General features: G+C 72.6%; 11 protein-coding genes and 1 pseudogene. 10 read left to right on the top strand and 2 right to left on the bottom strand.

Going from position 1 to position 15353, the window contains the following annotated elements; all coding sequences use genetic code 11:
- Positions 1-35: 35 nt before the first annotated feature.
- The 5 genes and pseudogenes from OG594_RS41210 to OG594_RS41190 all read left to right on the top strand — a co-directional run.
- Positions 36-1550, top strand: coding sequence for a cytochrome ubiquinol oxidase subunit I (locus OG594_RS41210; protein ID WP_266607502.1), 1515 nt, complete (start codon positions 36-38; stop codon positions 1548-1550).
- Positions 1551-1620: 70 nt separating this feature from the next.
- Positions 1621-1998, top strand: a complete 378-nt coding sequence (locus OG594_RS41205) for a hypothetical protein (RefSeq protein ID WP_266607501.1) — start codon at positions 1621-1623, stop codon at positions 1996-1998.
- 147 nt (positions 1999-2145) lie between these two features.
- Positions 2146-3582: a carotenoid oxygenase family protein gene (locus OG594_RS41200; protein WP_266607500.1), complete on the top strand. Its 1437-nt coding sequence runs from the start codon at positions 2146-2148 to the stop codon at positions 3580-3582.
- 87 nt (positions 3583-3669) lie between these two features.
- Positions 3670-5316: a D-alanyl-D-alanine carboxypeptidase/D-alanyl-D-alanine-endopeptidase gene (dacB, locus tag OG594_RS41195; protein WP_266607499.1), complete on the top strand. Its 1647-nt coding sequence runs from the start codon at positions 3670-3672 to the stop codon at positions 5314-5316.
- Positions 5317-5361: 45 nt separating this feature from the next.
- A pseudogene (locus OG594_RS41190) lies at positions 5362-5676 on the top strand (VOC family protein); the annotation flags it as partial.
- A 13-nt stretch (positions 5677-5689) separates the two neighbouring features.
- On the opposite strand, the gene OG594_RS41185 reads toward OG594_RS41190, so the two are convergent.
- Complete coding sequence (locus OG594_RS41185) at positions 5690-6193, bottom strand: hypothetical protein (protein ID WP_266607498.1); 504 nt, start codon at positions 6191-6193, stop codon at positions 5690-5692.
- 724 nt (positions 6194-6917) lie between these two features.
- Here OG594_RS41185 and OG594_RS41180 point away from each other — a divergent pair.
- The 3 genes from OG594_RS41180 to OG594_RS41170 all read left to right on the top strand — a co-directional run bounded on the left by OG594_RS41180 (position 6918) and on the right by OG594_RS41170 (position 12959).
- The gene (locus OG594_RS41180; protein ID WP_266607497.1) at positions 6918-7493 is read left to right on the top strand and encodes a molybdopterin-dependent oxidoreductase; all 576 of its coding nucleotides are present in this window, start codon (positions 6918-6920) and stop codon (positions 7491-7493) included.
- A gap of 101 nt (positions 7494-7594) precedes the next feature.
- Positions 7595-8572 carry a GDSL-type esterase/lipase family protein gene (locus tag OG594_RS41175; RefSeq protein ID WP_266607496.1) on the top strand — a complete coding sequence of 326 codons (978 nt, stop codon included), beginning with the start codon at positions 7595-7597 and terminating at the stop codon, positions 8570-8572.
- 175 nt (positions 8573-8747) lie between these two features.
- Positions 8748-12959, top strand: a complete 4212-nt coding sequence (locus OG594_RS41170) for a bifunctional nitrate reductase/sulfite reductase flavoprotein subunit alpha (RefSeq protein WP_266607495.1) — start codon at positions 8748-8750, stop codon at positions 12957-12959.
- Between the two features lie 13 nt (positions 12960-12972).
- On the opposite strand, the gene OG594_RS41165 is transcribed toward OG594_RS41170, so the two are convergent.
- Positions 12973-13680, bottom strand: coding sequence for a M24 family metallopeptidase (locus OG594_RS41165; RefSeq protein WP_266607494.1), 708 nt, complete (start codon positions 13678-13680; stop codon positions 12973-12975).
- Between the two features lie 200 nt (positions 13681-13880).
- On the opposite strand from OG594_RS41165, the gene OG594_RS41160 reads away from it, so the two are divergent.
- Positions 13881-14552: a pyridoxal 5'-phosphate synthase gene (locus OG594_RS41160; RefSeq protein WP_266607493.1), complete on the top strand. Its 672-nt coding sequence runs from the start codon at positions 13881-13883 to the stop codon at positions 14550-14552.
- A gap of 88 nt (positions 14553-14640) precedes the next feature.
- Complete coding sequence (locus tag OG594_RS41155; protein WP_266607492.1) at positions 14641-15303, top strand: class I SAM-dependent methyltransferase; 663 nt, start codon at positions 14641-14643, stop codon at positions 15301-15303.
- Positions 15304-15353 lie beyond the last annotated feature (50 nt).

Genomic DNA, 15353 nt, shown 5'->3' with positions numbered 1-15353 from the left:
CAGGAAGCAGCGGCCGTGCGCGGAGGAGGACGAGGATGCCGTGGGACCTGGCGCTGGCGCCCGACACGGTGGCCCGGTGGCAGTTCGGCATCACCACCGTCTACCACTTCCTCTTCGTACCGCTGACGATCTCCCTCGGCGTGCTCGTGGCCGTCCTGCAGACGGCGTGGGTGCGGACCGGTGAGCGCACCTACCTGATGGCCACCACGTTCTGGGGCCGGCTGTTCCTGATCAACGTCGCGATGGGCGTGGTCACGGGCATCGTGCAGGAGTTCCAGTTCGGGATGAACTGGTCGACGTACTCGCGGTTCGTCGGCGACGTCTTCGGCGCGCCCCTGGCCTTCGAGGCGCTGATCGCCTTCTTCCTCGAATCGACCTTCATCGGCCTGTGGATCTTCGGATGGGATCGGCTGCCGAAGCGGATCCACCTGGCCTGTGCCTGGGCGATGGCCGTCGGAGCCCTGCTCTCCGCCTGGTTCATCCTCGCGGCCAACTCGTGGATGCAGCACCCCGTCGGCTACACCATCTCGCCCGAGACCGGGCGCGCCGAACTCACCGACTTCCTCGCCGTGCTCACGCAGGAGACCACGCTCGTGGTCGTCTACCACACGCTCGCCGCCGCGTTCCTGACCGGCGGGGCCCTCATGGCGGGCGTGGCGGCGTTCCACCTGCGGCGCGGCAGGCACGTTCCCGTAATGCGGGCCTCGCTGCGCCTGGGCCTGGTCACCCTGGCCCTCGCCGGCCTGCTCGTCGCCCTCAGCGGGGACACGCTCGCGAAGGTCATGTTCCAGCAGCAGCCGATGAAGATGGCCGCGGCCGAAGCCCTGTGGGAGGGCCAGACCTCCGCACCCTTCTCCGTCTTCGCCATCGGCGACGTGTCCGAAGGTCACAACACGGTCGAATGGTCCATCCCCGGGCTGCTGTCCTTCCTCGCCGAGGGCAACTTCACCGCCTACGTCCCCGGGATCAACGACACCGCCGCCGCCGAGGAGGCGCGGTACGGCCCCGGCGACTACCTCCCGAACGTCCCCGTCGCCTTCTGGGGCTTCCGCTTCATGATCGGTTTCGGCATGGCCTCCTTCGGCCTGGGCCTCCTCGGACTGTGGCTGACGCGGCGCCGCTTCCTGCTCCGGCCCGCCCTGCGCACCACCGGGGACGAGGTGCCGCAGCTCGCCCTCACCCGCGGCCGCCTGCTTCCCCCGAGGGCGGCCGCCTGGTACTGGTGGCTGACCGTGTGGACCCTGGCCTTCCCGCTCGTCTCGACCTCCTGGGGCTGGATCTTCACCGAGATGGGGCGCCAGCCGTGGGTGGTCTACGGGCTCCTGCGCACGGTCGACGCCGTGTCCCCCGAGGTCTCCCAGGGCGAGGTGATCGCCTCCCTCACGGCCTACACCGCGCTGTACGCGGTACTCGCCGCGATCGAGATCACGCTGACGGTCCGGGCCGTGCAGGCGGGCCCTTCCGAACCGGCCCCGCACGAACTCGACCCGCCCACCCGGATCGGCGGCGACCACGACGACCACGACCGGCCGATGGCGTTCTCGTACTGAGCGGTCCCGGTCGGCCCCGGCGTGCGCGCCACCGATAGGCTCGGGCACCGACCGGGGAGATGAAGGATCGATGACGTTGAACGAAGGCCTGCGGGTGAAGCTGGCCGCGGACCTCACGCTGGCCGGTTCGCTCACGGTGGCGGGGGACGCGGTCGCCGGGTTCCTGGCCTTGGCCTCGGGCACCGGGGGCACCGTCGAGCGGGTGGACGAGCACCGGCCGCAGCGCGGCGAGGACGTCCGCGAGTACGAGCGGCTGAAGTCGCTCCTCGACTCCTTCGGCCATCAGATGCCCGAGGGGAGCCGGAAGCAGCTCCAGGAGCAGGTCGCCTCCCTGGAGCCGGCGTGGACCGCCTTCCACGAGCAGAAGCTCCGCGTGACGGTCCGCGTCCGCTTCGACAACGGGTTCGTCCTCGACGGCGCGCACGAGGAACTCTTCACGTCCGCCTGAGGCCGACCGAAACCGACCGAGACCAGCAAGGGCCGGACGAGGCAGGCCCAGGCAGACCGGACCCGCCTGGCAGGCCCACCCGGCGCGCGTTTCACTGGAAGGTGCCTTAGCAGCGCGCCCACGGAGGAGCGCGCACCGGGAGGTCCTGTGAACACCTATGTGCCACCCCGCTTCGACCCCACCCGCGTCCCCCACCTGCTGGGGTCCTTCGCACCCGTGTCCGAGGAGGTCGACGTCGCGGACCTGGAGGTCACGGGCGAGCTTCCGGACACCCTGGACGGCCTGTACCTGCGCAACGGCCCCAATCCGCGCTTCACGCCGATCGGCTCGTACCTGTACCCCATCGACGGCGACGGCATGCTGCACGGCGTGTGGCTCTCCGGCGGGCGGGCCCGCTACCGCAACCGCTTCGTACGCACCCCCGCGCTGCTGGCCGAGGAACGGGCCGGCCGCGCCCTGTGGGGCGGCCTCGAATCGATGATCGTGCCGGAAGCCGACCAGGTGGGACCGGAGCTCGCCGGCACCTTCCGGGACATGCCCGACATCAACGTCGTCCGGCACGCCGGCCGCCTGTTGGCCCTCGCCGAGTCGGCCTGCCCGTTCCGGTTCGACACCGACCTGGCGACGCTCGGCCGCGAGGACTTCGGCGGGGTGCTGCCCGCGGGCATCACCGCCCACCCGAAGATCGACCCGGTCACGGGCGAGATGGTCGTCTTCTGCTACGGCCTGGAGCCGCCCTACCTGACCTGGTCGGTCATCGACCGCGACGGCACGGTCAGCCGCGGGCCCACGCCCGTCGACGGGGTGGACGAGCCGATGATGATCCACGACATGGCCCTGACCGGCCGCTACGCCGTCCTCGTCCTCGCCCCGGCCTTCTTCGACCTCGCCGCGGCCATGAGCGGCGGCTCCTTCCTGGCCTGGCGCCCCGAACGCGGCACCCGGGTGGCGCTGATCCCGCGCGACGGCGGACCGGTGCGCTGGGCGGCCGACGAGGCCTTCTGGACGTGGCACACCGTGAACGCGTACGACGACGGCCCGGGCACGGACGCCCCCGTGGTGCTCGACTACGTGCAGTGGAGCAGGCTCACCGTCGGCGGCCCGGAAGGGGACGGCGAACCGATCAGCGGCGGCCTGGTGCGGGCGCGCCTCGACCCGGCCACCGGCAGCATGCTCCGTACCCCGCTGGACGACTCCCGGGTGGAGTTCCCACGGGTCGACGACCGACGCATCGGGCGGCGTCACCGGTACACCGCGCTGGCCACCGAAACCGGGCGGAGGGACCTGCTGCCGGGCGAGTTCGACGCCGTGCGCTGGTACGACGTCGAAAGCGGCACCTCCTGCGTCTGGCCGGCCGGGAACCTGTCCGTCGGCGAGCCGGTCTTCGCCCCGGAGCCGGGCTCCGGGACCGGCTCCGAGGAGGGTGGCCACTGGCTGACCTTCGCCACGGACCGCACGGACGGTTCGAGCTGGTTCCTGGTCATCCCCGCCGAGGATCCCGCGTCGGGGCCGGTGGCCCGCGCCCGGATCCCCGTACGCGTCCCGCTCGGCCTGCACGGCTGCTGGCTGCCGACCGAGGAGTGAGACCGCCCGGCGCGCCCGCCCGGAGGGTCCGTGCCACGCTGTTCTCCCGGCCTCGGGAGGAAACAGCCGCGACGAACGGAGCGCGCTGTGAGCAGACCGATCCACTCCGCACCGCTGCGGCGCGGTACGGCCGCCGCCTGCGCCGCCCTGCTGTTCCTGGCCCTCGCCCCGAACACCGCGACCGGAGCGGACCCGACGCCGGCCCCGCCCCCTTCCCCGTCGGCGACCACGCCGTCGGCGACCGGTGACACGGGACTCGCCGGCCTCGACCCGCGCATCAGGGAGATCATGCGCAAGCCGGACTACCGCAATGCCCAGTGGGGCCTGCTCCAGACCGACCCGGACAGCGGCCGCGTGGTGCACAGCCTCTTCCCCGAGCAGTTCTTCATCCCCGGATCCACCGCGAAGCTGATCAGCGTCTCGGGCCCGTGGCACACCCTCGGCGCCGACCACCGCTTCGTGACCCCGCTCTACGCGGTGGGCGCGCGCGACGGCGCCACGCTGACCGGCGACCTCGACCTCGTCGCCCAGGGCGACCTCACCATGGGCGGCCGGACGCGCCCCGACGGCACGGTCGCGTACACCGACCTCGACCACACCTACGCCAACGACTTCCCCGGCGCGACCCTCACCCCGGAGAACCCGCTCGCCGGGATCGACCAGCTGGCCCGGCAGGTGCGCGACTCCGGCATCACGCGCGTCGACGGCGACGTGATCGTCGACAGTCGGCTGTTCGTCCCCGACCCGGAGCTCGTCCCCACCCCCACGCCCCTGATCATCAACGACAACCTGATCGACCTCATGACCACCCCCGGGGACCGGCCCGGCGCGGACGCCCGGCTGGACTGGCGGCCCAAGGTCGCGCCGTACGAGGTCACCTCGGCGGTGAAGACCGTGGCGGCCGGGAAGCCGACCGCGGTCACGGTGACGGCCACCGACGGCGGTACCCGGATCCGCCTGACCGGGACGATCGCGGCGGACTCCGCGCCGCTGCTGCGCACCTCGCCGATCGGCGACCCGGCCGCCTTCGGCCGCGTCGCGCTGATCGAGGCCCTCGAACGCGCCGGGGTGCACGTCACCGCCGACCCGTCGGGCCCCAATCCGGTGGGGCGGCTGCCGCGCGACTACGACGGACGCCCGCGCGTGGCCGCGTACACCTCCCCGCCCTACGCCCAGTACGCCAAGCTGATCCTCAAGGTCAGCCACAACCTGGGCGCCAACCTGGGCATTTGCCTGCTCGCCGTGACCGCGAAGAGCGACCAGTGCCCGGCCGGCTTCCCGGTGCTCGCCGATTTCCTCGACGAGGCCGGCGTCGACCGCGAGCAGGCGCAGCTGATGGACGGCCGGGGCGGCAACCCCGCCGACCGGGCCACTCCGCAGGTGCTGGTGCAGATGCTGGCGTACTGGCAACGGACCCCGGACGCACGGCTGTTCCGGGAGGCCCTGCCCATCCTCGGGGTCGACGGACTGCTGGCCGAGAACTGCCGCAGCTGTCCGGCCCGGGGGAAGGTGTTCGCCAAGACCGGCGCGGCCGTCGGCGGTGACGCCCTCAACGACCGGCTGGCCGTGGGCGCCATCACCATCGCGGGCTACCTCGACAAGGGCGGCGGCCGCTTCGACACCTTCTACGCGGGCGTCAACGGCGCCTCCACACCGGGCGCCGACCCCACCGAGGTGCTGGCCATCACCAACGACCTCGCGATGATCGCCGCCTACCTCCAGGAGTCGTCCTAGACCCCTCCCCTACGCTGGACCGACGTCATCGATCAAGAAGTTCCGTGGGACGAGTTCACGCGCTCGCTGCCGCCCGAGGAGCAGGACGCGTGGTTCGTCTGCACCGACCCGTCGGGCGCGGGTCCGCGGCTGTACTTCCAGCGCGTCCCGGAAGGGAAGGCCGCCAAGAACCGGCTCCATCTCGACGTGCGGGTCGGCACCGGACTCGTGGGGGAAGAGCGCCTGGCCGCGCTCGAGGACGAATGCGCACGGCTGGTCCCGCTCGGCGCGGTGCGCGGGCAACTGCTGCTCGCCGATGGAGTCAACGAGTCGTGCCTCACCATGCAGGACGTCGAGGGCAACGAGTTCTGCCTCGACTGAGCGGGGGAACCGGCTACGGCTGTGCCCACGCGTGCAGCAGGGCTTCCCGCGCCCGCGGATCGGGGGTGCCCTCCAGGGCGTGCTCCCGACCCCACTCCTCGACGGCCCGCGGGTCCGCGGTCCCCGCCACGAAGCGGTCGAGCAGGTCCTGGGAGAGCCGTACCTCCTCGGCGGGGTAGCCGGCCGCCGCCGCGTGGACGGTCACCTCCTGCACACCCTCCTCCGTCTCCAGTCGCAGCGTCATCTCCGGCGGCCCCTCACCGAGGTAGTCCGTTCCGATCGCGGCCGAGAGCATCGCGCCGAGGGCCTTCGTCGCACGGCCCACGGGGTTGTGCCCGGGCACGTCCTCGACCACGGCGGAACGCAGCTCCGCCCAGGTCCAGGCCCGGGGGCTGTCGGGGTCCATCGCTTCCAGGCCGCCGGCGGTCAGCCGGACGCCGATTCCGATGGCGTTCGGCGGCGACCCCACGTACACCGCGTCCGGAGTGACCCAGAACAGTCCGACCATCGCCGCCACGTGCCGCTCCCCGCTCTCGTCCCCGACCCACCATCCATACCCGTCGCCGGGAACGGACCGTCGTAGACACACCGTGCGGACGCCGTACCGAGGGCGGGCGTGGCCCCGGCGAGGAGGCGGGCGGCGCATGAAACCTCCGCTCGCCGTCCGAGCGCGTGCGGGTGCCCCGCGGCCCCGTTCACCCGCCTGGACGCACCGGTTACCGTTCCGATCATGAGACCACCCGAGGAACTCGACTCCGTCGACTGGGCGTCGCTGCGGCACGGAATGCGGGCGGACGCCTCGAACGTTCCGCGGATCATCCGGGCGCTGTACGCGGACGACGGGCGGTCGGCGCGCGAGCGGGTGCGCTCGCTGTGGGTGCTGAACCGCTGGGCCGAGGTGTACTCGGCCACGCTCGCCGCGATCCCGTTCCTCGCGCACGCGGCCGCGCACGTGCCCGCCGTACGGGCGGAACTGATCCACTGGCTCGCGGACATCTGCGACGGGCGCGGTCCCGGGTCGCATGGATGCGGGCACGGAGACACCCGGTTCCGTACGGGACGTTGTCATGGGATGCACCAGGTGCGGCCGGGGCCGGTCCGGGCGGTCTCCGCCAGTCGTGCCGCGGGTCCCGAGAGCGGTGACGTTCCTGGCAAGATCCTCGTACGGCGCTGCTCGCGATGCGGAGCGCGACCGCCGTGCCGCCATCCCGCCGTCGCCACCGGAAGAGGACCACCGCCCCGTGGGAACCGAACCGCTCCCTCCAGGACAGCGCCTCGCCAAGGGCTGGCCCGCGCACTACGGCCCCGTCCCGAAGTTCCGTCCCGACCGTTGGAACTTCCAGGTCTTCGGTGCCACGGCCACCGGCGGCAAGTACTCCTGGACCTTCGACGAGGTCTCCGCGCTGCCGGGCGTCACGATCGAGACCGACCTGCACTGCGCGTCGGGCCCGACCTCCACGGACCACGAGTTCTTCGGCGTCGCGGCGCACACCGTCCTGGAGCTGGCGCCGCCGGCCCCGCAGGTCACGCATGTGATGGCGTGGGCGGAGTACGGGTACAGCGCCAACCTCCGTCTCTGCGACTTCGCTTCGGACCGGACCCTGTTGGCCACCCACCACAACGGGGAGCCGCTGACCGTCGAGCACGGCTTCCCGCTGCGCCTGGTCGTCCCGCACCTCTACGGCTACAAGGGACCCAAGTGGCTGCGCGCGGTCGAGTACATGACCGCCGACCGCCGCGGCTTCTGGGAGGAGCGCGGCTACCACAACATCGGCGACCCCTGGAAGGAGCAGCGCCACTCCTACCAGGAGGAGTAGCCGCTGTCAGGAGGAGCAGTCCGCAACTCGGCTCCGTCCGCCAGCCTTCGGCCGATAGGGTGAAACCCGACCCTCCGTACGGAAAGGCCCTGCGGCTCGCTGTGACCGAATCACGCACGCACACCCTGTTCTCCTTCGGCACGCTGATGGACGAGCGGGTCCAGACCGCTCTCTTCGGCAGAGCCGTGCCCACCTCCCCGGCCTCGCTGGCCGGTTACACCACCCGACCCCTGAAGATCACCGATCCGGCCGTGATCGCCGCCAGCGGGCTCGACGTGCACCTGATCCTGGAGCGCAGGCTCGGTGCCTCGGTCGAAGGCGCGGTGCTGCACCTCACCGACCGGGAGCTCGCCGAGGCCGACGCCTACGAGGTCGACGACTACACCCGCCGGCGGGTGGTCCTCTCCTCCGGCAAGAGCGCCTGGGCCTACCTGGACGCGAAGCCGCTGCGCCCGGCGGAGCGGATCGTCATCGTGGGCGACAGCATCGCCTACGGACGCTGCGACCCGCGGGGCGGCTGGGCGGGCCACCTGGCGGCGGCCCACATCGCCGGGAACGAGACCGAACGCCGGCTCTTCAACCTGGCGGTCCCCGGCAGCACCCTCGCCGACGTCAGCGAGCAGACGCCCGCGCTGCTGGCGGCCCGCCGGCCCGACACCCTCCTGGTCGCCGCCGGCATCAACGACTCCGCCGTGCCGCTCGCCGACGCGCAGGGCGAGGCCGACACCCGCACCGACGCCGACGCCGACGCCGACGGGACCGCTGGTTTCGCGCAGCTCACCGGCAGCCTCGACGCGCTGGCCGCCACCGCCCTCGACCACAACGCCCGGCTCGTCGTCGCCGGACCCTCCTGGCTCGACGAAGACCGCACCCGCGCCTACGAGGGGCTGCGCTTCACCCGGGCGCGCGCGCTGGCCCTGCGTACCTTCCTCCGGGCCTGGTGCGGGGCGAACCACATCGACCACCTCGACCTGTGGGAGCCGCTGCGGGAGAGGAGCGACCTGCTCGTCGACGGCCTGCACCCCACGGCCGAGGGGCACCGGGCGCTCTACGAGCACCTCGACGCGCTGGGCCGCTGACCACCTCACCGCCCGTGGTGATCTTGACGAAGCCGCTTGTAACCCCCGGGGGGCACCGCCCGTCACCTGCGCGCAACAGGGACTTCCTACGGTGGGCCGCAACGGGACCGACCTGCACACGGCCGCAACGGCCCGGACCGGTGCGGTGTCGGCCGAAGGTGCGAGGAGGTCTGCTGTGGCGGAGGCGGGGGCGGAGACGAAGGCCGCGGCCGGGCAGCGGGTGCGTACGGTCTGCTCCTACTGCGGGGTGGGGTGCGGGATCGTCCTGGACATCACCACGGGCGGCGACGGCCGCCGTACGGTGGCCAAGGTGGCCGGGGACAAGCAGCACCCGGCGAACGCCGGGCGCCTGTGCACCAAGGGCGCCACGCACGCCGATCTGATGGCCGCACCGGGACGGCTGACCACCGCGCTGATCCGCGGTGAGCGGGGTGCCGGGCCCGCCCCCGCCGCCGTGGAGGCGGCCGTCACCGAGGCGGCCGCGCGCCTGAGGGAGATCCTCGACGCGCACGGCCCGGACGCGCTGGCGCTCTACGTCTCCGGCCAGATGTCCCTGGAGGCCCAGTACCTGGCGAACAAGCTGGCCAAGGGCTTCCTGCGGACGAACCAGATCGAATCCAATTCGCGGCTGTGCATGGCGAGCGCGGGCACCGGCTACAAGCTCTCGCTCGGCGCCGACGGACCGCCCGGCTCGTACGAGGACTTCGAGCGGGCGGACGCCTTCTTCGTGATCGGCGCCAACATGGCCGACTGCCACCCCATCCTCTTCCTGCGGATGATGGACCGCGTCAAGGCCTCCGGTGCCAAGCTCATCGTGGTCGATCCCCGGCGCAACGCCACCGCCGACAAGGCGGACCTGTTCCTGCAGATCCGGCCGGGCACCGACCTGGCCCTGCTCAACGGCCTGCTGCACCTCCTGGTCGAGGGCGGCTGGACCGACCCGGCGTTCATCGCCGAGCACACCGAGGGCTGGCAGGACATGCCCGCCTTCCTGGAGGACTACGCGCCCGACCGGGTCTCCCGGATCACCGGCATACCGGAGGCCGACATCCGGCTGGCCGCCCGCTGGATCGGTGAGGCGGGCGAGTGGACCAGCTGCTGGACCATGGGCCTCAACCAGTCCACCCACGGCACCTGGAACACCAACGCCCTGGTCAACCTGCACCTCGCCACCGGTGCCATCTGCCGCCCGGGCAGCGGCCCCTTCTCCCTCACCGGGCAGCCCAACGCGATGGGCGGCCGGGAGATGGGGTACATGGGACCGGGGCTGCCCGGCCAGCGCTCGGTCCTGGTGGCGGAGGACCGCGGCTACGTCGAGGAGCTGTGGGGCGTGCCGAAGGGCACCCTGCGCACCGACGTCGGCCGGGGCACCGTCGAGATGTTCGAGAAGATGGCCGCCGGTGAGATCAAGGCCTGCTGGATCATCTGCACCAACCCGGTCGCCTCCGTCGCCAACCGCAGCACCGTGATCAAGGCCCTGGAGACCGCCGAGCTCGTCATCACGCAGGACGTGTTCGCGGAGACCGAGACCAATGCCTACGCCGACATCGCACTGCCCGCGACGCTGTGGGCCGAGGCGGAGGGCGTGATGATCAACTCGGAGCGCAACCTCACCCTGGTGCCGGGGGCCGCCGACCCGCCCGGCGAGGCCCTGCCCGACTGGCAGCTGATCGCCCGGGTCGCCTGCGCGATGGGGTTCGCCGAGGCGTTCACGTACACCTGCGCGGAGGAGGTGTTCGAGGAGCTCCGGCAGGCCTGGAACCCGAAGACGGGCTGGGACCTGCGCGGGGTCACGTACGAGCGGCTGCGCTCGGGCCCGGTGCAGTGGCCGGCCGCCCCGGGCGGGCCGGACCGCAACCCGGTCCGCTACCTCAACGACGGGGTCAGCCAGACGCCGGCCGAGCGCCCGGACGGCACCCGCCCCCGGCTGGTCTTCCCGACGTCCACGGGACGGGCCGTCTTCTTCGCCCGTCCACACCTGCCGGACGGCGAACTCCCCGACGACGACTACCCGTTCGTGCTCAACACGGGCCGCCTGCAGCACCAGTGGCACACCCTGACCAAGACCGGCAAGGTCGCCAAGCTGGGCAAGCTCAACCCCGCACCGTTCGTGGAGATCCACCCGCAGGACGCGGCCGCGCTCGGCATCGAGGAGGGCGACGGGGTGGAGGTGGCCTCCCGGCGCGGGCGGGCCGTGCTGCCCGCCGTCGTCACCGACCGGGTCCGGCCCGGGAACTGCTTCGCCCCCTTCCACTGGAACGATCTGTTCGGCGAGTACCTCAGCGTCAACGCCGTCACCGACGACGCCGTCGACCCGCTCTCCTTCCAGCCCGGATTCAAGATGTGCGCGGTGACCTTGGCCAAGACACGGGCCCCGGTCCCCGTGGCGGCCCTGCCGGCCGGCGCGGGCGCAGGATCGGGGGCCGCGGGGGCCGCCGGGGCCGGACTCGGATCCGGCATCGTCACCGCCACGCTGGCCCGTCCCGCGCCGGCCCCCACGGCCGCCCCCGCGACGGCCGCCCTCGCCTCCGTGTTCGGGCTGGAGGACCGGACCCCACCCGCCCTCTCCGACCGGGAGCGCCAGTACCTCGCCGGTTTCCTCGCCGGGCTCGCCTCCGCCCCGCCCGGCCCGGGAGTCCCCTCGCTGCCGGCCGGCGCCCCGTTCGAGGCCGGACACGCGCTCTGGGTCGACGGTGTCCTCGCCGGCACGTACTCGCGTACGGCGGCCGCCCTGGCCGGCGCTCCCCCGGCCGCCCCGGCCACCGCTCCCGCCGCCCCGGACCGGCCGGCCCGGCAGACCATGGTCCTGTGGGCCTCGCAGACGGGCAACGCCGAGGACCTCGCGGCCACCGTCGGAGCGGCCCTGGCCGGGAGCGGCTCCCCGGCGAGCGTGCACGGCATGGCGGACTGCACGGCCGCGGCCCTGACGCCCGGCACCGATCTGCTGGTCATCACCAGCACCTTCGGCGACGGCGACGCGCCGGACAACGGAGCCGCGTTCTGGGAGTCCCTCACCGCCGCCGACGCGCCCCGCCTCCAGGACGTCCGGTACGCCGTGCTCGCCCTCGGCGACTCCACCTACGACGCCTTCTGCGGCCACGGCCGCCGGCTCGACCAGCGCCTCGAAGAGCTCGGGGGCCGGCGCCTGCTGCCCCGCGTGGACTGCGAGCCCGACTACGAGGAGTCCGCGGGACGCTGGCTGGAGCAGGTGCGCGGGGCGCTCGCGACCTCCCCGGACCCGGAGCCCGTCGCCAAGCCCCGACCCGCGGCGGACCGCAACCACCCCTACACCGCCGGGCTGTCCGGCAACCGGCTGCTCAGCCTGCCCGGAGCCGCCAAGGAGGTCCGCCGGTTCACCTTCGACCTGGGCGAGGACGGCCCGGCGTACGAGGCGGGCGACGCCCTCGGGGTCCAGCCGGTCAACTGTCCCGGCCTGGTGACGGAATGGCTGGCCGCCACCGGCCTCTCCGCGGACGCGGAGGTCGCCGTACCCGGCCGCGACCCCATGCCGTTCGCCGAGGCCCTCCACCGGCACCTGGACATCACCCGGCTCACGCCCGACCTGCTGCGCTTCATCACCGAGCACACCGGCGACCGCACGCTCAAGCGGCTGACCCGCCCCGACAACAAGGACGGCCTGGCCCGGTGGACCTGGGGGCGCCAGCCCGTCGACGTCCTGGCCGAGTTCCCGGTCCGGATCGGTGCCCAGGAGTGGGCCGAGCGCCTGCGGCGCCTGGGACCGCGCCTGTACTCGATCTCCTCCAGCCCGCTCGTCGACCCCCGCCGGGTCAGCCTGACCGTCTCGGTCCTGCGCTACGAGGGGCCGGGCGGCCACCACCGCAAGGGCGTCGCCTCCACCTTCCTCGCGGACGCCGAACCGGGCACGCCCGTACCGCTGTTCGTGCAGAGCTCGGCGCACTTCCGCCCGCCTGCGGGCCCGGACACCCCGGCGATCATGGTCGGTCCGGGGACCGGCGTCGCACCGTTCATGGCCTTCCTCGAACACCGCCGGGCACTCGGCCACCGGGGCGGGAACTGGCTGTTCTTCGGCGAACAGCGCCGCGCCACCGACTTCTACTACCGCGAGGAGCTGGCGGAACTCCACCGGCACGGCACGCTCACCCGGCTCGAGCTGGCCTTCTCCCGCGACCAACGGACCAAGGTCTACGTCCAGGACCGCATGCGCGAGCACGGCGCCCAGTTGTGGTCCTGGCTCCAGGACGGCGCCCACTTCTACGTGTGCGGTGACGCGAGCCGGATGGCCAAGGACGTGGACCTGGCGCTGCGCGAGATCGCCATGACGCACGGCGGCCTCGACGCGGACGAGGCCGCCGCGTACCTGAAGCAGCTCTCCGCCGCCAAGCGGTACGGCCGCGACGTGTACTGAGCGCGCGGGATGCTCAGGCGAGGTCGAGCAGCTGCTCGTAGAAGCCGCCGAAGCCCCGCTCCCGGTCCACGAGGTGGAGTTCGAGGATCCAGTGGCAGGTCCGGCCGGCGCGGTCGGTGCCGCGCAGCGGGGTGTCGTTCTCCGGGGTGATGTAGGAGTCGGCCTTGGCCCCGTCGTTGGTCTCGTGGGGGAACTCGCCGACGAGGTGTCCGGCGTGCCAGATGCCGATGCTCCAGCCGGCCTCGGCGGCCAGCCGCTCGACCTCGGCGTACAGCTGTCGGCCGGTGATGTCGGGACGGGCCGCGAAGTGGGCCCGTCCGGCGTCGAAGATGCGCGGCAGGTCCGCGAGGAGACGGTGCTTGTGCGGGTCGTCCCCGAAGACGTAGGTGCGGCCGAAGTCCGCCTCGTACTCCTCGAAGATCGGACCGAAGTCGGCGAAGGCGATGTCGTCGGCGGCGATGATCCGGTCGGGCGGGGTCTCCCGGTACGGCAACAGGGTGTTGGGGCCAGACCGGATGATCCGTTTGTGCCAGTGCTTGGTGGTGCCGAACATCTCGTTGGCCAGGTCGCGGATCAGGTCGCTGACCTCGCGCTCCCCGCGCCCGGGCGCCACGAGCCCGCGCGCCTGTACCTCCTCGAACAGCGCGATGGCCTTCTCCTGCGCCGATACCAGCCCGTGGACGCGCCGGCCCTCCGGCACGTCCGTCGTTCCGAGCGTCACGAGGGGTTCCCTCCGTCGTAGTGGGCGCCCGGCCCGGTCCGGCCCGGCGACACACCCGAGAGATTGCCGACTCATCCCATCTCACCCACTCAAGCGCAGCGCGATTTGGGGCTTCGGACGAGCATTTGCCAGGTGATTGTCGAATATTAGCCGCAGATGCAGGATGGTGTCGGAAGGTTATCGGCGGAGGAGGTCATCTGATGGGCGAGGGAGATCACGGCGACGCCGTCCGTGGCTGGCTGCGGGGCATCGAGGTGTTCGCAGGCCCCCTTGCCGCGTTCGCACCGGAGCGGGCTCCGGCCGATCCCGTACGGCTCTTCCTGTCCTGGCTCTCCGACGCCGTGTCGGACGGCCTGCGCGATCCGCACGCGATGACCCTGTCCACCGTCGACGAGGCCGGCGACCCGGACGCCCGCGTGCTGGTCCTCAAAGGGGTGGACGGCGCCGGATGGCAGTTCGCCGGGCACGGTTTCAGCCCCAAGGGACACCAGCTGGCCGTCCGTCCGCGGGCCGCGCTCACCTTCTACTGGCCCGAGCACGGCCGTCAGGTCCGCCTGCGCGGGCCCGTGACGCCCGGCTCCGCCCAGGACAACGCGACCGACTTCCTGGGCCGGTCGGACACGGCGCGCGCCCAATCCCTGCTGGGCCGCCAGAGCCAGTACCTGACGGACACGGCGGAACGCGACCAGGCCCTGGAGAAGTCCCTGGCACTGATCCGGCAGGAGCCCTCGCTCGTCGACTCCGACTGGACCCTCTACACCCTCGCCCCGACCGAGGTCGAATTCTGGCAGGCGGCCCGCAACCACGTGCACACCCGGCTCCGCTACGAGCGGGCCGGGGACGGCTGGGAACGCTTCCGGCTCTGGTCGTAGGACCCCACGAACACCCGCACCCGATGGCACAACCGCCGGCGTGCGGGTCCCCTCCCCCGTTCCTGCTCACAAGGCGAGGCAACACCGTATGACCACACGGACCCCGTACGGCGGCGGAGCCATCGGCTCCCTCTCCACCGACCGTTCCCCCCACCGCCGCCCGGACGAGCGCATCGCCCGGTTGATCGCCGAGGCCCTCGGCGACTCCCGGACCGTTCTCGACGTCGGTGCCGTCGCCGAGGACCTGCCCTTCGCCGACGGCGAGTTCGACGCGGCGATGACCCTGTTCGGCGTCCACCAGTGGCCCGACGTACGGGCCGGGCTGCGCGAGATGCGGCGCGTGACCCGAGGGCCGGTGGTCATCTTGACCCGTGACCCGGACCTGGTCCGGGACTTCTGGCTGTACCGGTACGCGCCGGAGGTCCTCGACACCGAGGCCCTGCGCCTGCCGACCGTCGAGGAACTGGCCTCGGCCCTGGGCGGCTGCGGCACCGTCCAGACCGTGCCCATCCCCCTGGACTGCACCGACGGGTTCAACGAGGCCTACTACGGGCGCCCGGAGACGCTGCTCGACCCGGCCGCCCGGCAGGCGTGTTCGGCCTGGAGCTTCGTCGACGACCGGGTCCGCGAGCACTTCGACCGGACCCTGCGCGCAGACCTGGAGTCCGGCGCCTGGGACGAGGAATTCGGCCACCTGCGCAGTCGGCCGACCTACGAGGGATCGCTCGTGATCGTGCGCGCGACCCCGTAGGAAGAAACGGCGGTCGGGCCGGATCAGGTGCCGGACACCGCGAGCCCGGC

This window comes from Streptomyces sp. NBC_01214, from assembly GCF_026340975.1.
Lineage (GTDB): Bacteria > Actinomycetota > Actinomycetes > Streptomycetales > Streptomycetaceae > Streptomyces.
The sequence above is the reverse complement of the archived record's forward strand: the minus strand, read 5'-3'. Positions and strand labels throughout refer to the sequence as shown.

What these genes read in the sequence shown, in the direction of transcription:
- OG594_RS41160 (WP_266607493.1), top strand. Translation starts at nt 13,881, where the DNA reads ATGGGCGAGGGAGATCACGGCGACGCCGTCCGTGGCTGGCTGCGGGGC.
- OG594_RS41205 (WP_266607501.1), top strand. Translation starts at nt 1,621, where the DNA reads ATGACGTTGAACGAAGGCCTGCGGGTGAAGCTGGCCGCGGACCTCACG.
- OG594_RS41210 (WP_266607502.1), top strand. Translation starts at nt 36, where the DNA reads ATGCCGTGGGACCTGGCGCTGGCGCCCGACACGGTGGCCCGGTGGCAG.
- OG594_RS41155 (WP_266607492.1), top strand. Translation starts at nt 14,641, where the DNA reads ATGACCACACGGACCCCGTACGGCGGCGGAGCCATCGGCTCCCTCTCC.